The sequence below is a fragment of the Palleronia pelagia genome (assembly GCF_900110115.1).
Classification (GTDB): Bacteria; Pseudomonadota; Alphaproteobacteria; order Rhodobacterales; family Rhodobacteraceae; genus Palleronia; species Palleronia pelagia.
In genome coordinates this window covers 1-19,233 of record NZ_FOCM01000003.1, presented here as the reverse complement: position 1 = coordinate 19,233, position 19,233 = coordinate 1, and the positions used below count along the sequence as shown (strand labels likewise).

The window sequence follows — 19,233 nt, the reverse complement described above, 5'->3', positions numbered from 1 at the left end:
GGGGTCGTTCCAGCGCAAGGTGCGGGACGGCAGCGCGGGGTGTGCGCATGGCATGGCTTGGCGGCGGCCATCCGGGGCACTAGATCGGGCGGACAGACAGAAAGGTGCGCCATGACCCCCATCGTGTCCGTCAAGGACGTGCAGAAAACCTATGACGGCGGGTTCGAGGCGCTGAAAGGCGTGTCGCTCGACATCCGCGACGGCGAGGTCCTGGCCCTGCTGGGCCCGAACGGCGCCGGGAAGACGACGCTGATCTCGATCATCTGCGGTATCGCCACGGCCACGTCGGGCCAGGTGAAGGTGGGCGGCCACGACACGGTCGATGACTACCGGGCCGCGCGCAGCCTGATCGGCCTTGTCCCGCAGGAGATCAACCTCGAGCCGTTCGAGACGGTGATGAACACCGTCACCTTCTCGCGCGGGCTGTTCGGCAAGCCGCGCGACGACGCCCACATGGAGCGCATTCTGCGGCAGCTGAGCCTGTGGGACAAGAAAGACGCCCAGACCAAGGAGTTGTCCGGTGGCATGAAGCGCCGCGTTCTGATCGCCAAGGCGCTGGCGCATGAGCCCAAGGTGCTGTTCCTGGACGAGCCCACGGCGGGCGTCGATGTCGAGCTGCGCCGCGACATGTGGGAGACGATGAAGGATCTGAAATCCCACGGCGTCACCATCATCCTGACCACCCACTACATCGAGGAGGCCGAGTTGATGGCCGACCGCATCGGCATCATCGCCAAGGGCGAGATCAAGCTCGTCCGCGAGAAAGAGGCGCTGATGGCCGAGCTGGGCAAGAAGCAGCTGGTGGTCGAGCTGTCCGAGCGGGCGAACGGTATCCCCGAGAGCCTGGGGAAATATGACCTGACCCTGTCGGATGGCGGGTCCGAGATCGTCTATCACTACGACAGCCGCAAGGATCGCACGGGCATCACGCGCCTGCTGAACGACCTCCAGGCCGCCGGCCTGCAGATGAGCGACGTGCGCACCGAGCAATCCAGCCTCGAAGACATCTTCGTGGACCTGACCAAGGGGGACGCGCGATGAACCTGATCGCCATAAAGGCCATCTACATCTTCGAGATGAAGCGCACCTTCCGCACGCTGCTGCAATCGGTGGTGGCGCCGGTGATGTCCACGTCGTTGTATTTCGTGGTGTTCGGCGCCGCCATCGGCAGCCGCATCGACCAGGTCGAGGGCGTGAGCTATGGCGCGTTCATCGTGCCGGGGCTGATCATGCTGACGGTGCTGACCCAATCCGTCACCAACGCGGCCTTCGGGATCTACTTTCCCAAGTTCATCGGCACGATCTACGAGCTTCTGTCGGCGCCCGCGTCCTTCCTCGAGATCACGGCCGGCTACGTGCTGGCGGCGGCGACCAAGTCGCTGGCGATCGGGCTGATCATCCTCGCGACGGCATTCTTCTTCGTCGATCTGCAGATCCAGCACCCGGTCTGGATGCTGGCGTTCCTGCTGCTCACCTGCCTGTCGTTCAGCCTGCTAGGCTTCATCATCGGCATCTGGGCGGGCAACTTCGAACAGTTGCAGCTGGTGCCGCTGCTGGTGCTGCAACCGCTGATTTTCCTGGGTGGTGCGTTCTACTCGGTCTCGATGCTGCCCGAGCTGTGGCAGACGGTCACCTACTTCAACCCGGTGGTCTACCTGGTGTCGGGCTTCCGGTGGTCGTTCTACGGTTTGGCGGATGTGCCCATCGGCTGGTCGCTGCTGGCGATCCTGGGGTTCACGGCGGCCTGCATCTTCATCATCGGGCTGATCTTCCGGACCGGCTGGCGCCTGCGCGACTGACGTCGCGCGGGGCGGGCTTGGCCTCGGACGCGGTGGCGCCTACATCAGGCGGATGAAACGCTTCATCCCCTTTCTCAATTCCGATCCGCTGGTGGCCGTCGTGCGCCTGCAGGGTGTCATCGCGGCGGGCGGCGCGGGTGCGCGGCTGAACGATGCGGGCCTGTCCAGCCTGATCGAACGCGCGTTCCGGCGCGGCAAGCCCAAGGCCGTGGCCCTGGTGCTGAATTCGCCCGGCGGCAGCCCGGTGCAATCCTCGCTGATCGCCGCGCGCATCAGGCGGCTGGCCGACGAGAAAGGCGTGCCGGTCGTGGCCTTCGTCGAGGATGTCGCCGCCTCGGGCGGCTACTGGCTGGCGACTGCGGCGGACGAGATCTTCGTCGACCGCAATTCCATCGTCGGATCCATCGGCGTGATCTCGGCCAGTTTCGGGCTCTCGGAGTTCATCGCCCGCAACGGGATCGAACGGCGTGTCTATACCTCGGGCAAGTCGAAAAGCATGCTGGACCCGTTCAAGCCCGAGAACCCCGATGACGTGGCGCGGCTGAAGGACCTTCAGAACCAGATCCACGAGTCGTTCATCTCCCACGTGAAGGACCGGCGCGGTGCCAAGCTGCCCGCGGACGACCGCCTTTTCACTGGCGAGATCTGGGTCGGCGAGCGTGCGTGCGAGATGGGCCTTGCCGACGGTATCGGTCATCTTTCACCGGTGATGAAGGAACGGTTCGGGCAGAAGACGCGCTTCGTCGAGTACAAGCAGCGCCGCCCCTTCCTCAGCCGTTTCGGCGCCTCGCTGATGCGCGCGGGAACGGACGCGGTCGAGGACAAGCTTGCCTTCGCCCGGTTCGGGCTCTGATCGCATGATCAAGATCGTATCGCTGTTCCTCATCGGCATGCTGGTTCTCGCCATGTTCGGAAGGCTGCGCTTTCCGGGGCAGAAGCGGCTGCAATCCATGAAATGCGACCGCTGCGGCCGGTATCGCCTGGGCAAGGGCCCCTGCGCCTGCGGAAAGGGCTGAGCGCATGGTTTTCGTCTGGGCCATCGTCGGATTGGCGATCCTCCTGCTTGCGGGCGACGCGCTGGTGCGCGGCGCCGTGAACCTCGCGTTGCGGCTGGGCATCCCCGCCCTGATCGTCAGCCTGACCGTGGTCGCCTTCGGCACATCGGCGCCCGAGCTTCTGATCTCGGTCGGTGCGGTACTGGACGGGGTTCCGGGCATCGCGCTGGGCAATGTCGTGGGATCGAACACCGCCAACATCCTGCTTGTGCTGGGCGTGCCCGCGCTGATCTCGGGCATCTCGATGAAGGATTGCGAGACGCGCAAAAGCTTCGTCACCATGCTGGGCGGAACGCTGCTGTTCATCGGGCTGTGCTTCGCCGGGCCGTTGACCTGGTGGCACGGCCTCGTCCTTCTGGCCGCGCTGGCGCTTGTGCTGGGCGACCAGCTGCGCGAGGGGCTGGCGTCGCGCAACGATGCGCGCAAGGAGCCCGTCGAGGACCTGGTCGAGGATCTCGAAGGTGCCGATCCCGCGCTTTCCGGCTGGAAAATCGCGGCCTTCCTGGTGGTCGGACTGGTCGGCCTGCCGCTGGGCGCGCAGATCCTGATCGGATCTGCAACCGAGATCGCCAAGATGTTCGGCCTGTCGGACGCGGTGATCGGACTGACACTGGTCGCCATCGGCACCTCCTTGCCGGAACTGGCGACGACGGTGATCGCGGCCATACGGCGGCAGGCCGACGTGGCGCTGGGCAACGTCATCGGGTCGAACCTGTTCAACCTGCTGGCCATCATGGGCATCACCGCGATCGTCGGGCCGATCCCGATCGGTCGCGAATTCCTCGCCCTGGACCTGTGGGTGATGCTGGGCGCGTCCCTGCTGCTCATCCCGTTCGTCTTCCGCCGCTGGTACATGGGGCGGATCTGGGGCGTGATCTTCTGCGCGGCCTATGCAGTCTATCTCGCGCGGCTGGTGATGGCGTGACCCATGCGCTGGTGACGGGCAACGCGCCCGCGCTTGTGCGCGTGGTGGCCGGGGCCTGTGGCGTTCCCTGTTGCATCGCCGACGGACCCGAAGCGATGGAACGGGCGCGGGCCGAGCTTGGCAACTGGCCTGACCTGCTGATCTGTGTGACCGGCACCACCACCGAGGACCGGCTCGACGATGACAAAGGGCTGGACGACGCCGTTCTTCGCGTGCCGCGTGACCTCGCCGCGCTGTCGCGTGCGTTCGCGCGGCAAGCTCTGCCCCCGGGCAACGACGCGGATGGCCCACGACCCATGACCCAGATCATCCACGTCATTGACCAGCCACCGAACTCGGCCACGCCCGATCAGGCAAGCCTAGCGATGGCCGCCGCGTCACTGGTGTCCATGGTGCGGATCGGCGCCCAGCAATTCGCGCCGCGCCTGCGGGTCAACGCGATCGTCCCGGCCGACCACACCGCACATGTGCGAAACGGCGATGCGCACGCCGGACTCGTCACCATCGACAGCCGTCTGCCCCTGACGTCGGAGGACCTTGCGCCCAGCCTGCGATACCTGATCGCGACACCGTCGATCACCGGGCAGGTCCTGCAGCTCCGGTCCGAGCCGCGCGGCTCCGGATGACCCTACGTTATCCCATTCGTCACGAATCCTTCATAATTTCCTTCTGCCTCAATGAGATAGGCCCGGTATACAATATTTCCCAATGGAATTCAGCGCTTTACAATACTGCTGTATTTTTGGGCGAACCAGCGAACGCCCCTGTAGAAAAGGCTTTTTCCGGCAATCCCTGAGTTTGCCCCCAGGGTTATCCACAGAATTTGGGGACGTCTTTTCGCTTGTGGCTCCCGCGCATAACTTGCAGCCCAGCACCAGAATCGCGAGATCCCGATGACCGACGACAGCCCGCTGACCGGCCACGCGCTGATCCAGTCCTACCTAAGGACGCTGGACAACTCGCCCGGCGTCTACCGGATGCTGGATGAGCGGCAGGCGGTTCTCTATGTCGGCAAGGCGCGCAACCTGAAGAAGCGCGTGGCGAATTACGCCAATCCCAGCGGCCACAGCCCGCGCATCGCCCGCATGATCCGCGAGACGCGGTCGATGATGTTCCTCTCGACCCGGACCGAGACCGAGGCCCTGCTGCTCGAGCAGAACCTGATCAAGCAGCTCAAGCCCAAGTTCAACGTGCTGCTGCGCGACGACAAGTCGTTCCCTAACATCCTCGTCTCGGGCCACGACTATCCGCAGATCCGCAAGCATCGCGGCGCCAAGCGCGACAAGGGCAGCTATTACGGCCCCTTCGCCAGCGCCGGCGCGGTGAACCGGACGCTCACCCAGCTCCAGCGCGTGTTCCTGCTGCGCAACTGCACCGACACCATGTTCGAAAGCCGCACCCGGCCCTGCCTTCTGTACCAGATCAAGCGGTGCAGCGGCCCCTGCGTCGGCAAGATCAGCGCCCAGGACTACGCGGCCTCGGTCGCCGATGCCGAGGACTTCCTGCAGGGCAAGACAACCCGCGTGCAGGCCCAGCTGGCCGGCGAGATGGAGAAGGCGTCCGAGGCCATGGAGTTCGAGCGCGCCGCCGCCCTGCGCGACCGGATCCGCGCCCTGACCCACGTGCAGGGCGGGCAGGGCATCAACCCGCAGGGCGTGGCCGAGGCCGATGTCATCGCGCTCCACATGGAAGGGGGGCAGGCCTGCGTGCAGGTCTTCTTCATCCGGGCGAACCAGAACTGGGGCAACCGCGACTTCTATCCCCGCACCGGCGCGGGCGCCGACGCGGCCGAGGTGCTTCAGGCCTTCATCGGGCAGTTCTACGACACCAAGGACCCGCCGCGCCTGCTGCTTCTGTCGGACGAGATCGAGGACAGCGACCTGATGGCGGGCGCCCTGACCGAGAAGCTGGGCCGCAAGGTCCGGATCGAGGTGCCCCAACGGGGCGAGAAGAAGGACCTGGTCGCTGGCGCCCTGCGCAACGCCCGCGAAAGCCTGGGGCGCAAGATGAGCGAGACGGCCACCCAGGCCAAGCTGCTCGATGGGCTGGCCGAGGCCTTCGATCTCGAGACCCGGCCCGAGCGGATCGAGGTCTACGACAACTCCCACATCCAGGGGACCAATGCCGTGGGCGCGATGATCGTGGCGGGACCCGAGGGGTTCCTGAAGAACCAGTACCGCAAGTTCAACATCCGGGGCGACGACCTGACCCCCGGCGACGATTTCGGCATGATGAAAGAGGTGCTGACCCGGCGCTTCAAGCGCCTGCTGAAGGATGACCCGGACCGCGAGAAGGGGCTGTGGCCGGACCTGCTGCTGATCGACGGGGGCGCGGGGCAGGTCAGCGCCGTGCGCCAGATCATGGAGGAACACGGGGTCGAGGACGTGGCCATGGTGGGCGTGGCCAAGGGGCTGGACCGGGACGCCGGCAAGGAAGAGTTCCACCGCACGGGCAAACAGCCCTTCGCCCTGCGCCACAACGACCCGGTGCTGTATTTCGTGCAGCGTCTGCGGGACGAGGCGCACCGCTTCGCCATCGGCACCCACCGCGCGCGGCGGGCCAAGTCTGTCAGCGCCACGCCGCTGGACGACGTGCCCGGCGTCGGCGCCACCCGCAAGCGCGCGCTGCTGACCCATTTCGGATCGGCCAAGGCCGTCAGCCGCGCCGACTTGAAGGACCTGAAGGCCGTGGACGGCATCAGCGCCTCGCTCGCCGAGAAGATCTACGATCATTTTCATGAAAGGGGGTGAGGTGCGCCCGGAAATCGCTCCGGTGGAGCGATTTCAGCACCGAACGGGCGGAGCCCCGACACACGGCGGTTCGGCGTAGCCGATGATCGCTCCAGTGGAGCGATCAAGCCGCGAACGGGCGGAGCCCAGATAGGGCATCCGGAACCGAACGGGCGGTGCCCCGATAATCCGTCAATTTGGCGCAAGCCGCGGCTTCGCCCATTCACCAAGAGCCGGCCCCGAGTCACACGCCACCGCCTCCTTCATCTTTCCCGAAATACCTCCGGGGAGCGCGAGGGGCGGCGCCCCTCGCCTGACCCCTTTCCACCCAGGGCGCGCACGTCTATCAATCGCCCATGAAATGGACCCTTCCGAACATCCTGACCGTCCTGCGGCTGCTGGCCGCGCCCGGCGTGGCGGTCATGTTCCTGTACTTCACCCGGCCCTGGGCGGACTGGTTCGCCCTGGTGCTGTTCCTCGGCGCGGCCATCACCGACTGGTTCGACGGCTATCTCGCGCGCAGCTGGCAACAGGAAAGCCGCTTCGGCGCCATGCTCGACCCCATCGCCGACAAGGCGATGGTGGTGATCGCGCTGCTGGTGATCGTTGGTTATTCCTCGATGTCGCCCTGGCTGGTGCTGCCCGCGACCTTCATTGTCTTCCGCGAGGTCTTCGTCAGCGGGCTGCGCGAATTCCTTGGCGCTGACGCCAAGCTGCTGCAGGTCACGAAGCTTGCCAAGTGGAAAACCACGGCGCAGATGGTGGCGATCGCGGTGCTGTTTTCGCGCGACATCTTCCTGCATCACATGATCGACCGGTCCATCGGCATGGACGACGCGACGCTGTCCGGCATCCTCGACGGGTCCATCGCCGACGAGGTCGGGTTGCTCTGGCTGGCCCAGGCGCGCGACGCGGCCGGGTATGTCGGCCTCGCGCTGCTGTGGGTCGCGGCGGCGTTGACGCTGATCACCGGGTGGGATTATTTCCGCAAGGCCCTGCCGTTCCTGAAGGAGCCCGCATGACCCTGGACGTTCTCTATTTCGCCTGGCTGCGCGAACGTATCGGCCTCCCGCGTGAGCGGGTCGAGACCGACGCCGCCACCGTGGCCGACCTGGTGGCCGAGCTGACCGCGCGCGAGGATCGCTACGCGGTGGCGTTCCAGGACCTGAAGGCGTTGCGGGTCGCCGTGGACCAGGAGCTCACCGATTTCGACGCGCCGTTGGGCACGGCGCGCGAGGTCGCGTTCTTCCCTCCCATGACCGGCGGCTGAGCCATGGATATCCGCGTGCAGGCCGAGCCCTTCGATGCGGGCGCCGAGCTGAACCGCTTCGCCGCCCGGCGGGGCGACAGCGGCGCGGTGGTGACGTTCTCGGGCCTGGTGCGCGACGACGGCGGCCTGCGCCACATGGAAATCGAGCATTATCCCGGCATGACCGCCAAGGCCCTGACCGAGATCGCCGAGCGGGCACAGGCCCGCTGGGACCTGCGCGACGTGCTGGTCATTCACCGTCACGGCAAGCTGCGCCCCGGCGAGCAGATCATGATGGTCGCCACCGCCGGCGCCCACCGCGCCGCCGCCTTCGCCGCTGCGGATTTCCTGATGGACTACCTGAAATCCCGCGCACCTTTCTGGAAGAAGGAAGTCACCGGGGACGGCGCCGAATGGGTCGCCGCCAAGGACACCGACGAGGCGGCGCTGGACCGCTGGTAGCCGCGCCGCTGCCCGTGTCGCGCGGCGCCTATGGAGTGTCCTGGAAGTATTTGAAGACCAGTGATGCGGCAGGCGTCGCCCATGGCATCACTGGTCCAGAAATACTCGACGCACCGCATCGCAGCGTGAGTATACGGCCGATCGGGAGCGCCAATCCGGACAGCGTCCGGCATGACGACATCATGAGTTTCGGCAAGACCTTGGTGCGGATCGGGGCAGGTCAGACCTGCTGGTTCATCCGCTCGATATGGGCGCGGAGTTCCTCGGCCTCGGTGCGGGCATCGCGCAGGCCGTCCATGGCGGCGCGCAGCTCGGCCTCGGTCTGGTGCAGCTGGTTCGTCATCTCGGCCTCGCGCTCCTGCAGGTAGGCGATGGCCTGGTCGCGGGCCTGTTCGGCGTCGTGCATCGCCCGCGCCATGTTGTCGAGCTCGCCCAGGTCGGCCTGGCTGACGCGGGTCAGGCGGTGCACCAGCCAGTTGGCGAACCAGCCCAGCGCGAAGGCCACGAACAGGATGATGGCCGTGACCACGATGAATTCGGTGCGGCTCATGCGATAGGGCTCATTCCGGCGGGGCCTCGTCCTCGGCACTGTCTGACGCGCTTTCTTCGCCATCCAGCAGCCGGAATTCAAGACGCCGGTTGGCCTCGCGGCCCTCGGCGGTGGAATTGTCGGCGATCGGGTTCTCTTCGCCATAGCCGCGCGCGACCAGGTCCGACGTCAGCACCCGCCGCGCCATCAGCCCGGCCAGCAGCGCCTCGGCGCGTTGCTGGCTGAGCTGCTGGTTCATTTCCTCGCGGCCCTGGCTGTCGGTGAAGCCGCCGACTTCCATGGGCACGCCTTCGCATTGCTTCACCACGTCGGCGATGGCGTCGACGCTGGCGCGCGATTCGGCATCGATGATGGCCGAGCCGGGATCGAAGGTGATCTGCCGCTCGGTCAGGATCGCGTTGATCTGTTCGACGCATTCCTCGGGCGAGGGCAGGGCCGCGGTCGGGTCGGCGCGCTCGTCGTAGGACACGTCGATGCTGAAGCTGCCGCTTTCGCCCATCCGGCCCGCCAGGATGCGGGCGATTTCATCGTCCGCGTCGCGGGTGCCGGTGGTGCCCGAGATATCCACCTGGGACTCGTCCACCATCACCGCGCCGTTGGTCAGCATCGACAGGCTGTCCAGCGCGACCAGCAACCGCGGCGACCAGCCCTGGGGCACTTGCGGCAGAACCTCGAGATCGCTGTCGATCTGTTCGACCCCGAAGAGCGACCGGGCATAGGCCAGCGTCGCTTCGCGGGCCCGCTCGGACCCCACGCGGCCGCGCATCTGGACCAGCCCCTCGGGGCTGCGGGTCACGACGAATTGCGCGGGCCCGGCTTCGGGCTCGACCGCGCTGTCGTCGGGCAGGGTCGCGGTCAGGGTGAAGGCGTCGGGCAGGTCGGCGCGCAGGTCCGAGACGGCCGTCTCGAACACGGCGGGCTCCTGGCCCTGCGCCGCTTCGAGCCGTACCTGCAGGTCGGAAATGGTCAGCTGCCCGCCGTCCAGCGTGCCGAGGGTGCGAATGGCGCGGGCCCCGACGCGCGCCCAGTCGGGGCTGGGCAGCCCCAGCGCCAGGCGGCAATCGTCGCCCGCAGGCACGCCGGCCTCCTGCGCGGCCGACAGGATCCGCGCGGCGCCCTGCTCGGTCCCGGCGGTGCAGGCATTGAAGCGCATCCCCTCGCCATCCTTCACCAGCCGCAGGATGAACGGCGCGACCACGGGGCGCGGGGCTTGGATGTCGAGCGTCACGTCGAGCCCCTCGGGCGCGGCACGGTCGAGATCCCGTTCCAGACGGTCGCGGGCGGCGGCGCTTTCGGCCAGGGTCGTCAGGCTGACGGAGGCCTCGCCGATGGAGACCTTTGCCGAGGTCAGGCCTTCGAGCGACTCGATCCCGTAATCCACCGCGTCCGACCAGGTGGGCGGCGCGGGGAAGGAGGCGACTTCCAGCAGGTCCGTGATGCGCGTCTCGAAGGCGGCGCGGGCGACCCTTTCGATCAGCGCCTGGCGGTCCATGTCCTGCGGCACGAGGCCGATCAGCGTGATCTCGTCCGGCTGGCGCAGGATCTCGATCGAGAAGGTCGGCGCCTCGACCGTGTCGCGCTTCTCGACGGCCATGAGGTCATCCACCCGGGCGGCGTCGACGATGTTGCCGGCGACGCTCAGCGCGCGGAAGCGCGCGGCTTCGTCCGGGGCGGTGCCGGCCAGTTTCAGGCGCAGGCCGTCGGCTTCGACCGTGGTCCAGTCGAGCCCGGCCTGGGACAGCGCGCGCTGGGTGCCCAGCACGGATTGCTGCTCGATCTGTTCGACCGCGACCGTGGCGGCGAAGACCGCCGCGCCGCCGGCCACCCCGAAGGTCAGGATCAGTGGAAGGAACGACCGTTTTCCCATGTGGGATCCCCTGGTTCAGACAACGCCTTGGCTTACCGCCCCGGCGCCCGGGCCGCAATCAGAGCGCGACGGCACCGGCAAGAAACGGCAGAACCAGAAGACCCGCGTCCCGGTTCGACCGGAACAGCCGCAGGCAGATACCGCCGTCGCCCGGGTCCAGCCGCGACAATTGCCACGCCATGTGCCAGGCGAAGGCCCAGGGGGCGCCCAGCCCGACGACCAGCGCCAGGATGTTCCCGCCCGGCGCCAGCGCACCGATCACCGCCAGGGCCATCAGCAGCGTCGCGGCGACCATGAAGCCCCGCAGCCACGGGCGCGGCGCGTCGCCGAAGAGCCGCGCGGTGGATTTCACCCCGATCAGCGCGTCATCTTCGACATCCTGGAAGGCGTAGATCGTGTCGTAGAACAGCGTCCACGCGATCCCGGCGACATACAGCGCCACGGCCGGCCAGCCCAGCGACCCGGTATGCGCCGTGTAGGCCAGAAGCGCGCCCCAGTTGAAGGCGAGGCCAAGGAACACCTGCGGCCACCAGGTGAAGCGCTTGGCGAACGGGTAGACGCAGACCGGCAGCAGCGACAGCACGCCCAGCCCGATGGCCGCCCAGTTGAAGGTCAGCAGGATCCCGAACGAAACCAGCGATTGCACGACCATCCATGCCAGCGCCGCGCGCACGCTGACCTGTCCCGACGGGATCGGGCGGGACCGGGTGCGCGCGACCTTGTCGTCGATGTTGCGATCGGTGATGTCGTTCCAGGTGCAGCCCGCGCCGCGCATCAGGAAGGCACCGATGGCACATCCCAGCGCGATCCATGCATCGTGCAGGGTGAAGGTTCCGGTCTGCCCCGCCCCCAGCAGCAGCCCCCACCAGCACGGCAGCAGCAGCAGCCACGTGCCGATGGGCCGGTCCGCGCGGCTGAGCCGCAGGAAGGGACGGGTGGGCGCGGGGGCCAGCCGGTCGACCCAGTTGCCCTTGACGGCATCGGCCACCTGCCCTTGTGTCTGGGATGTTTCGCTCATCGCGTGAAAGTCGCCCATGGCATCGAAAATTCGCCTTCATGTAGCCCAGCCACCGCAGGAGGGGCAAACCCTTCGCCTGTCGCCCGACCAGGCACACTACCTGTTCGGCGTGATGCGCAAGGGCACGGGCGAGGTTGTCGAGGTCTTCGACGGCCGCTCGGGCGGCTGGGATGCCGAGGTCGTGGAGGCCGGCAAGAAGAAGGGCGCCTTGCGGGTGATGGCGCAGGTGCGACCCCAGCGCGATCCGCCCGACCTGTGGCTGCTGTTCGCGCCCATCAAGCGGGCGCGCACTGACTTCATCGTCGAGAAGGCGGCCGAGATGGGGGCCGCGCGGATCTGCCCGGTGCAGACCGATTTCACCAATTCCGAGCGCATCCGCCGCGACCGCTTGCAGGCCCACGCGGTCGAGGCGGCCGAGCAATGCGGCGGCACCTTCGTGCCCGAGGTGGCCGAGATCGAGAAGCTGGTCGCGTTGCTGGATCACTGGCCCGAGGACCGGCGGCTGATGTTCTGCGACGAGGGGCTGGCCGGCGCGGGCGCGACCCTGCCCCGTGACGCCGGGCCGTGGGCGGTGCTCATCGGCCCCGAGGGCGGGTTTTCCGAGGGTGAGCGGTCGCGCCTGGCCGCTTTGCCGCAGGCCCATGCCGTCAGCCTCGGGCCCCGGATCCTGCGCGCCGACACCGCGGCCGTCGCCGCACTGACCCTTTGGCAGACGACGCTGGGGGACTGGGCGTGAGTTTCCTGCGGCCCGAGGCGCTGGCCGCGATCCTGCGCTGGCGCGAGGCCGCCATCGGGCTGGGTGCCGCCGCGCTGGGCGCTTGGTGGATCTGGACCGAGCCGGGCGTGCTGCGCTGGGTCGGCGTGGCCTTCGTGCTGGGCGGCCTCGCCATCGCGCGCGAGGGGTGGAGCCGGGCCCTGCGGCCCGCCACCGGTGCCGGGCCGGGCGTGGTCGACCTGACCGAGCGGCAGCTGACATACCTTTCGGGCCATGGCGGCGGCGCCGTCAGCCTCGACCACCTGCTGCAAGTCGAGATCGAGGCGCGGCGCGATGGTCCCTACCAGTCGGACGTCTTCTGGATCGTCACGCCCGAGGGGGGCGAGGCCCTGCACATCCCCGGCGACGCGCGGGGGGCCGACAAGATGTTCGACGCGCTGGCCGTGTTGCCCGGGGCCGACCACCCCACCGCGATCCGCGCGGCAGGCGGCGGCACGACCGGCCGCTTCGTCCTCTGGCGCAAACCCGGTGCGGACAAACCGCGCCTGCTGCATTGACTTCGCAAACGCACCGGCCCACTTCCCACCCCACCTGAACCGCGGAGCGTCCATCCATGTCCATTCCCCAGTCCGGCGGCGGCCCGATCGAACACCACGATCAGCTGGCGCAATACATGGCCGACGGGTGCAAGCCCAAGGAAGACTGGCGGATCGGGACCGAGCACGAGAAGTTCGGCTACTGCAAGGACACGCTGAAGCCGCTGCCCTATGACGGCGAGCGGTCGATCAATGCCGTGCTGTCGGGCCTGCGCGACCGGTTCGGCTGGGCGCCCGTGGAAGAGGGCGGCAAGCTGATCGGGCTGGAAAAGGACGGGGCCAACGTCTCGCTCGAGCCGGGCGGGCAGCTGGAACTGTCGGGCGCGCCGCTGGAGACGATCCACGGCACCTGCGACGAGGTGAACGACCACCTGGCGCAGGTGAAATCCGTCGCGGACGAGATCGGCGTCGGCTTCATCGGCCTTGGCGCCGCGCCGCACTGGACCCATGACGACATGCCGCTGATGCCCAAGGGCCGCTACAAGCTGATGGACGGCTACATGCGCAAGGTCGGGGCGCTGGGGCTTCAGATGATGCGGCGCACCTGCACCGTTCAGGTGAACCTCGATTTCAGCTCCGAGGCCGACATGGTGCAGAAGATGCGCGTGGCCGTGGCGTTGCAGCCGGTGGCCACCGCGCTTTTCGCCAATTCGCCGTTCCTCGAGGGCAAGCCCAACGGGCACAAGTCCTGGCGATCGCGCATCTGGCGCGACCTTGATCCCGACCGCACCGGCATGATCCCCTTCATCTTCGAGGACGGTTTCGGGTTCGAGGCGTGGGTGCAGTACGCGCTCGATGTACCGATGTATTTCGTCTACCGCGACGGCAAGTATATCGACGCGCTGGGCCAGTCATTCCGCGACTTCCTGAAGGGCGAGCTGCCCGCGTTGCCGGGCGAGAAGCCGACGCTGTCGGACTGGGCCGACCACCTGACCACGCTGTTTCCCGAGGCGCGCGTGAAGCGCTTCATCGAGATGCGCGGCGCCGATGGCGGGCCGTGGCGCCGGTTGTGCGCGCTGCCCGCCTTCTGGGTCGGGCTGACCTACGACCAGGGCGCGCTCGATGCCGCGTGGGATCTCTGCAAGGGCTGGACCGCCGAGCAGCGCGAGGCGTTGCGCGTGGCGGCGTCGAAGGACGGGCTGCAGGCCCGGGTCGATGGCATCGACATGCACGAGGTTGCCCGCGAATGCATCGACATCGCCACTGCCGGCCTGCAGGCGCGGGCCCGGCCCGGCGCCGGCGGGCTGATCCCGGACGAGACCCACTTCCTGAATGCCCTGCGTGAAAGCGTGGCGTCTGGCCAGGTGCCCGCCGATGAGCTGTTGCAGCTTTACGAAGGTGAATGGGACGGAGACGTGACCCGGGTGTTCGCGACGCACTCCTACTAGGTCCCGCGCGGCGGAATGTCGCGGATTTTCGCCGACGACGCTTGCCGCGGTGGGGCGGCGCGATACCTTGCACCATGTGCGGAGTATGAACATGCTTTGGAGTATCCAATGAAGAAACTGCTTATTATCCTGCCGACCATCGGTCTTCTCGCCGGCTGTGTGCAGAATCAGGGCGCGCTGACCGGTGCGGCCGTTGGCGCGGCCACTGGCGCGGCGGTGTCGGGCAGCGATGATCGCGCCGCGGGCGCGCTGATCGGCGGCGCTGTCGGCGCGGCGGCCGGCAACTACATCGGTCAGACCCAGTCGGGCCAGTGCGTCTATCAGTATCCCAGCGGCCAGCGCTACACCGCGCCCTGCAACTGATCGAATACCCGATCGTCTCCGTCCATCAGGGCGGGGGCGATCACTCCGGCCGAACCCTTTCGACGAAGCGGCGCACGTTTTCCGCCGGCATCTCGCACGGGTTCAGCACCATCTTCCCCGATGACAGGTCGTAGAGGTTCAGGCTGATGTAGTCTGTTCCACCCCGCTCCCACGCCTCGAGCTTGTGACTCCGGCCCTGGGCAAAGCGGGTCTTCGCGACCACGTAGCGGCGACCATCGTAGATGGCGTCGAAGCTTCCTTCCGGCAGCGCGTCGAATGCCGCGCGGAAGCGGTCGGTCATTTGTTTCCGATCCGCGGCTCCTGCCCGGCCAGAAGGCGCGAGATATTGGCGCGGTGCCGCAGGAAGATGAGCGCCGCCATCGCCGCCATGACCACCACCAGGGCCGGCATCCCGAAGATCGCCGCATAGACCGGAGACAGCGCGGCGGCGACCAGCGCGGCCAGCGACGAGATGCGGAAGATCGCGGCGACGGCGATCCACGTGGCGCAGACCGCGAGACCGATCGGCCAGGCCAGCGCCAGGGTGGTGCCCAGGAAGGTCGCCACCCCTTTGCCGCCCTTGAATCCCAGGTAAAGTGGGTAGCAATGGCCCAGGAACGCAGCGGCCCCGGCTACGAGGGCGGCATCGGGTCCCAGCGTCAGCCGCGCCACGATCACCGCGAAGGCGCCCTTGCCCACGTCGCAGATCAGCGTCAGCAGCGCGGCCGGCTTGTTGCCGGTTCGCAGGACGTTGGTCGCACCGATATTGCCCGACCCGATCTGGCGCAGATCGCCCAGCCCCATGGCGCGGACGATGACCAGCCCGAAGGGAACCGACCCCAGAAGGTAGGACATGATCGCGGTGAGGATCAGCATGGCGGGCCCCTTCGGTTCATCCGCGACATCCTGACCACAAGCCCGCGGCCCCGTCGAGCCGGGACGTCACCGGGACCGCACGAAAAAGGGCGCACCCGAAGGTGCGCCCCACATTCGCCCCGAGGGGCAAGCGCGATTACATGTCTTCGGGCGGCAGCACGACGCTATCGATCACGTGGATCACGCCGTTGCTGGCCTCGATGTCGGTATCGACGACATTGGCGCCCTCGTAGGTCACGCCACCGCCGGTGCTGACCGACGCCTCGGCGCCGTTGACGGTTTCGACTTCCATGTCACCGGAAATGTCGCCCGCCATCACGGCTTGCGGCAGGACGTGGTAGGTCAGGATCGCGGCCAGCTGCTCCTGGTTTTCCTCCATCAGCAGTTCGTCGAGCGTGCCCTCGGGCAGCGCGGCGAAGGCTTCGTCGGTCGGCGCGAAGACGGTGAACGGGCCTTCGCCCGACAGCGTCTCGGCAAGGCCGGCGGCCTCGATCGCGGCGACGAGGGTGCTGAAGCCCTCGGTGTTCTGCGCGGTCTCGACGATGTTCATGGAGTGCTCGCCGGCATAGGCTGCGGGGGCAGCGATCGCGGCGGCGGCGGTCATCGAAAGCAGAGTTCTACGAAACATTTAAAGTCCTCCAGACTAGTGAGTGGACGGTGTGCGTCCTTGGAATAGAAGATGGGGGCCGGAGGTTGGTTGTTAAGGTGCGTATTCTCGCCGATGCGACGGGCGCACGCGTTGACGTGATCGACGGCGCCGCTAAGCCGCCGGCAGTTTTCGCGTCAAGTCACGCTTATTTGTGTGCGATTTATCGGGGAGGCCGGAGTGCGGGCTTGGCAGTCCCGCCGTCGGGGTGCTTGCTTCACTGGAAATCTGCTAACACGCGTTATCTGATCAGGCGAGCACAGCAACGCGCCAACCGACGACGAAGGAGAATTCGCCATGGCCCGACGCTGGACGAACGATTTGACGCGGTCCGATGCGACCCCGCGCTCCGTCTACATGAACCGCCGTCAACTGATGGCCGGTCTGGGCGGCGCATCGCTGTTGGGTGTTGCCGGTCGTGCCCACGCCCAGGAAGAGCTCGAGCCGAATTCGCTGGAAGAGATCACGTCCTACAACAATTTCTACGAGTTCGGGACATCCAAGACCGACCCGAAGAAATACGCCGACCAGCTGACCACCGAGCCGTGGAGCATCGAGGTCGACGGCCTGGTCGACAATCCCGGCCGGTTCTCGATGGAGGACATCCTCAGCCAGTTCGACATCGAGGAACGCATCTACCGCATGCGCTGCGTCGAGGCGTGGTCGATGGTGATCCCCTGGAACGGGTTCGAGCTGGCCGACCTGCTGTCCGTCGCGGGCGTGCAGGACGAGGCGAAATTCGTCGCGTTCCAGACCCTCATGCGCCCCGAGGAAATGCCCGGTCAGCAATATCCCATCCTGGAATGGCCCTATGTCGAAGGGCTGCGCATGGACGAGGCCATGCACCCGCTGACCATCATGGCGACCGGTATCTACGGCGAGCCGATGCCGAACCAGAACGGCGCCCCCATCCGGCTGGTCGTGCCGTGGAAATACGGCTTCAAGGGCATCAAGTCGATCGTGCGGATCACCGCGCTGGCCGAACAGCCGCCCACGACCTGGGCGCTGGCCGCGCCGGGGGTCTACGGCTTCTACGCCAACGTGAATCCCAACGTGGACCACCCGAACTGGAGCCAGGCGACCGAGCGCCGCGTGGGCGGGGGACTTTTCTCCAAGCGGCGCGACACGCTGATGTTCAACGGCTACGAGGACGAGGTCGCGTCGCTCTACGAAGGCATGGACCTGACCGCGACCGAGAACATCTGACGTGGATTTCCGCGCAGCCAGATCGGCGACCTGTCGCAGGGCGGCCGCGCCATGACCTTTTCACAGCGGGCGAATGTCGGGCTGCGAAAGGTGCCGTCCTGGCTGGTCTACCTTGTCGGGGGCGCCATCCCCTTCTGGTCTCTCTACCTTGCGGCAACGGGCGGCATGGGGGTCGAACCCATCAACGCGCTGGAGCGCGAGCTGGGCGAACTGGCGATCCTGACATTGGTGATCGTGCTGGCCGTCACGCCCTTCCGTCGTCTGACGGGCATCTCGCTGGTCATGCATCGCCGGGCGCTGGGCCTTTTGTCGTTCTTCTACGTGTTGTGCCACCTGCTGGTGTGGCTGGTGCTGGACGTGCAGGACCTGGGCCGCGTCTGGGCCGACATTCTCAAGCGTCCCTACATCACCATCGGCATGGCAGCGTTCATCCTGCTGCTGCCGGTGGCCGCGACCTCGAACAACTGGTCGATCCGCAAGCTGGGACCTGTGCGTTGGCGCAGACTCCATCAACTCACATATGTGATTTCCGTTTTGGGGGTCGCCCACTACGTGATGGTCCAGAAGGTCTGGGAGGCCAAGCCGCTCGCCTACCTGGTGATCATCCTGGTGCTCCTGGCCACAAGAATCGAGCTGCCCCGGCGACTGTCGCCGGCCGAGAAAGGATAAGGGACATGACCGGTTTTCGACCGTTGATCCACGCTGCCGTCCTGGCGGCGCTGGCAGGCACCGCCACCGCCGACCCGTCCGAGGACATGGTCCAACCCATCACGCGATTCGTCGGCGAGATGGCGATACCCATGCCGAACGGGTCGATCGATATCGGTGATATCGACAACACCCTACGATTCGAACCGCTCCAGAACTTCGAGGACATGTTCCTGCGCGACGACGTGGTCTTCCTCATGCGCCACGGCCCGACCGATTGGGACAAGCTGGATGTTCCCAATGTCGGTCCCACCGATTGCGACGACCAGCGAATCCTGTCCGAGCAGGGGCGCAAGGACATGCGCGACTTCGGCGCCCTGCTGGCGTTCAACGACATCAAGCCCGCCAAGATCGTGGTCAGCCAGTGGTGCCGCAATCAGCAGACGCTCGACATGATCAAGCAGGGCTACGAGCAGGCTAAGCCCGGCGTCTTCGACACCATAGCGATCGAGACCGATCCGGCGACGAATCTCCTGCTGTCGCTTCAGGGGGCGCCGAACGTGACCAACCTGCGCAACCGCGTATCGACCTGGGACGCGGTCGGCGCCGACGGTCCGCTGATGATCATCTCGCACTTCACCAATATTCAGGAGCTGACCGAGTTCTCGGTCTACGAGGGCGAGATGCTGGTGCTGGATCCCGATCGCGAGAATCGGGTGCTGGGATACGTGCGCCTGAAGACGGCCGGGCCCGATGTCGGCCATTTCAACATCGGCGACCAGGAATCGATCTACGACGAACAGGGCAATATCCGGCCGCAATACCGGCAGGAGCGCAACTTCGTGACGGGCGAGAGCAACTGAACCGCCCGATCCGACTCGGATGTGGATCGGTGACGCGGGGGCAGGTTTTCCTGCCCCCGCGTCAGTTCAGAGGCGGCTCGCGGCAGGCACTCGGGACCCGGGTCAGATTGTTGCCCGAACGGGATCCGCGGGCCCCCGGATCTTGCGCCAAACGGCCCGATCAGGCCTGCAAATGGTCTTCCTCAGAAAACTTCCCTCACTGTTGAAAAAACTGCTTGCGGGTTTGAGCGTGTCTCCCTAGATAGCGCTTCACCGGCGGGGCAGCGGCCTTGGTCGGG

23 protein-coding genes are annotated in these 19,233 nt (G+C 66.8%); 17 read left to right on the top strand and 6 right to left on the bottom strand.

Annotated elements, in window-relative coordinates; all coding sequences use genetic code 11:
- Positions 1 to 111: 111 nt before the first annotated feature.
- From BMX96_RS07040 to BMX96_RS07000, 10 genes are all read left to right on the top strand, one after another.
- Positions 112 to 1,041, top strand: coding sequence for an ABC transporter ATP-binding protein (locus tag BMX96_RS07040; protein WP_073126604.1), 930 nt, complete (start codon positions 112 to 114; stop codon positions 1,039 to 1,041).
- The gene (locus BMX96_RS07035; RefSeq protein WP_091844872.1) at positions 1,038 to 1,799 is read left to right on the top strand and encodes an ABC transporter permease; all 762 of its coding nucleotides are present in this window, start codon (positions 1,038 to 1,040) and stop codon (positions 1,797 to 1,799) included. Before BMX96_RS07040 ends, BMX96_RS07035 begins: the two co-directional genes overlap by 4 nt.
- Positions 1,800 to 1,851: 52 nt before the next feature.
- Positions 1,852 to 2,652, top strand: a complete 801-nt coding sequence (locus BMX96_RS07030; RefSeq protein WP_091844871.1) for a S49 family peptidase — start codon at positions 1,852 to 1,854, stop codon at positions 2,650 to 2,652.
- Between the two features lie 4 nt (positions 2,653 to 2,656).
- Positions 2,657 to 2,815: a hypothetical protein gene (locus BMX96_RS19600; RefSeq protein ID WP_175481676.1), complete on the top strand. Its 159-nt coding sequence runs from the start codon at positions 2,657 to 2,659 to the stop codon at positions 2,813 to 2,815.
- A gap of 4 nt (positions 2,816 to 2,819) precedes the next feature.
- Positions 2,820 to 3,779: a calcium/sodium antiporter gene (locus BMX96_RS07025; RefSeq protein ID WP_091844870.1), complete on the top strand. Its 960-nt coding sequence runs from the start codon at positions 2,820 to 2,822 to the stop codon at positions 3,777 to 3,779.
- A complete protein-coding gene (locus BMX96_RS07020) occupies positions 3,776 to 4,405 on the top strand; it encodes an SDR family oxidoreductase (RefSeq protein ID WP_091844869.1) in 630 nt (209 codons plus the stop codon). Before BMX96_RS07025 ends, BMX96_RS07020 begins: the two co-directional genes overlap by 4 nt.
- 267 nt (positions 4,406 to 4,672) lie before the next feature.
- Positions 4,673 to 6,529: an excinuclease ABC subunit UvrC gene (gene uvrC / locus BMX96_RS07015; protein ID WP_073126592.1), complete on the top strand. Its 1,857-nt coding sequence runs from the start codon at positions 4,673 to 4,675 to the stop codon at positions 6,527 to 6,529.
- Between the two features lie 335 nt (positions 6,530 to 6,864).
- A complete protein-coding gene (gene pgsA, locus BMX96_RS07010; RefSeq protein WP_091844868.1) occupies positions 6,865 to 7,530 on the top strand; it encodes a CDP-diacylglycerol--glycerol-3-phosphate 3-phosphatidyltransferase in 666 nt (221 codons plus the stop codon).
- 2 nt (positions 7,531 to 7,532) lie between these two features.
- Positions 7,533 to 7,778: a molybdopterin converting factor subunit 1 gene (moaD, locus tag BMX96_RS07005; protein WP_073127494.1), complete on the top strand. Its 246-nt coding sequence runs from the start codon at positions 7,533 to 7,535 to the stop codon at positions 7,776 to 7,778.
- 3 nt (positions 7,779 to 7,781) lie between these two features.
- Positions 7,782 to 8,219: a molybdenum cofactor biosynthesis protein MoaE gene (locus BMX96_RS07000; protein ID WP_091844867.1), complete on the top strand. Its 438-nt coding sequence runs from the start codon at positions 7,782 to 7,784 to the stop codon at positions 8,217 to 8,219.
- 220 nt (positions 8,220 to 8,439) lie between these two features.
- On the opposite strand, the gene BMX96_RS06995 is transcribed toward BMX96_RS07000, so the two are convergent.
- From BMX96_RS06995 to ubiA, 3 genes are read right to left on the bottom strand one after another with little or no spacing between them, the layout of a single operon-like run.
- The gene (locus tag BMX96_RS06995) at positions 8,440 to 8,769 is read right to left on the bottom strand and encodes a hypothetical protein (protein ID WP_091844866.1); all 330 of its coding nucleotides are present in this window, start codon (positions 8,767 to 8,769) and stop codon (positions 8,440 to 8,442) included.
- Positions 8,770 to 8,779: 10 nt separating this feature from the next.
- The gene (locus BMX96_RS06990) at positions 8,780 to 10,636 is read right to left on the bottom strand and encodes an OmpA family protein (RefSeq protein ID WP_091844865.1); all 1,857 of its coding nucleotides are present in this window, start codon (positions 10,634 to 10,636) and stop codon (positions 8,780 to 8,782) included.
- A gap of 58 nt (positions 10,637 to 10,694) precedes the next feature.
- The gene (ubiA, locus tag BMX96_RS06985) at positions 10,695 to 11,654 is read right to left on the bottom strand and encodes a 4-hydroxybenzoate octaprenyltransferase (RefSeq protein ID WP_091845233.1); all 960 of its coding nucleotides are present in this window, start codon (positions 11,652 to 11,654) and stop codon (positions 10,695 to 10,697) included.
- A 16-nt stretch (positions 11,655 to 11,670) separates the two neighbouring features.
- On the opposite strand from ubiA, the gene BMX96_RS06980 reads away from it, so the two are divergent.
- The 4 genes from BMX96_RS06980 to BMX96_RS06965 all read left to right on the top strand — a co-directional run bounded on the left by BMX96_RS06980 (position 11,671) and on the right by BMX96_RS06965 (position 14,716).
- Positions 11,671 to 12,390: a 16S rRNA (uracil(1498)-N(3))-methyltransferase gene (locus BMX96_RS06980; protein ID WP_091844864.1), complete on the top strand. Its 720-nt coding sequence runs from the start codon at positions 11,671 to 11,673 to the stop codon at positions 12,388 to 12,390.
- Entirely contained in the window at positions 12,387 to 12,926 is a 540-nt protein-coding gene (locus BMX96_RS06975) for a hypothetical protein (protein ID WP_073126579.1), read from the top strand. The genes BMX96_RS06980 and BMX96_RS06975 overlap by 4 nt, the downstream gene beginning before the upstream one ends.
- A 56-nt stretch (positions 12,927 to 12,982) precedes the next feature.
- Complete coding sequence (locus tag BMX96_RS06970; RefSeq protein WP_091844863.1) at positions 12,983 to 14,353, top strand: glutamate--cysteine ligase; 1,371 nt, start codon at positions 12,983 to 12,985, stop codon at positions 14,351 to 14,353.
- A 108-nt stretch (positions 14,354 to 14,461) separates the two neighbouring features.
- The gene (locus BMX96_RS06965) at positions 14,462 to 14,716 is read left to right on the top strand and encodes a glycine zipper 2TM domain-containing protein (RefSeq protein WP_073126575.1); all 255 of its coding nucleotides are present in this window, start codon (positions 14,462 to 14,464) and stop codon (positions 14,714 to 14,716) included.
- Between the two features lie 40 nt (positions 14,717 to 14,756).
- On the opposite strand, the gene BMX96_RS06960 is transcribed toward BMX96_RS06965, so the two are convergent.
- The 3 genes from BMX96_RS06960 to BMX96_RS06950 all read right to left on the bottom strand — a co-directional run bounded on the left by BMX96_RS06960 (position 14,757) and on the right by BMX96_RS06950 (position 16,220).
- Entirely contained in the window at positions 14,757 to 15,017 is a 261-nt protein-coding gene (locus BMX96_RS06960) for a hypothetical protein (RefSeq protein WP_091844862.1), read from the bottom strand.
- Entirely contained in the window at positions 15,014 to 15,592 is a 579-nt protein-coding gene (plsY, locus tag BMX96_RS06955; RefSeq protein ID WP_091844861.1) for a glycerol-3-phosphate 1-O-acyltransferase PlsY, read from the bottom strand. Before plsY ends, BMX96_RS06960 begins: the two co-directional genes overlap by 4 nt.
- 136 nt (positions 15,593 to 15,728) lie before the next feature.
- Complete coding sequence (locus BMX96_RS06950) at positions 15,729 to 16,220, bottom strand: fasciclin domain-containing protein (protein WP_073126568.1); 492 nt, start codon at positions 16,218 to 16,220, stop codon at positions 15,729 to 15,731.
- A gap of 315 nt (positions 16,221 to 16,535) precedes the next feature.
- Between BMX96_RS06950 and msrP the strand changes: the two genes are divergently transcribed.
- The 3 genes from msrP to BMX96_RS06935 are packed head-to-tail and all read left to right on the top strand — an operon-like array spanning position 16,536 to position 18,955.
- Positions 16,536 to 17,444, top strand: coding sequence for a protein-methionine-sulfoxide reductase catalytic subunit MsrP (msrP, locus tag BMX96_RS06945; protein ID WP_073126567.1), 909 nt, complete (start codon positions 16,536 to 16,538; stop codon positions 17,442 to 17,444).
- A gap of 51 nt (positions 17,445 to 17,495) precedes the next feature.
- Positions 17,496 to 18,113 (top strand): protein-methionine-sulfoxide reductase heme-binding subunit MsrQ, encoded by a 618-nt coding sequence (gene msrQ, locus BMX96_RS06940; RefSeq protein WP_091844860.1) that lies wholly within the window; start codon positions 17,496 to 17,498, stop codon positions 18,111 to 18,113.
- Positions 18,114 to 18,118: 5 nt separating this feature from the next.
- Positions 18,119 to 18,955: a SixA phosphatase family protein gene (locus BMX96_RS06935; RefSeq protein WP_091844859.1), complete on the top strand. Its 837-nt coding sequence runs from the start codon at positions 18,119 to 18,121 to the stop codon at positions 18,953 to 18,955.
- The last annotated feature ends 278 nt before the right edge of the window (positions 18,956 to 19,233 follow it).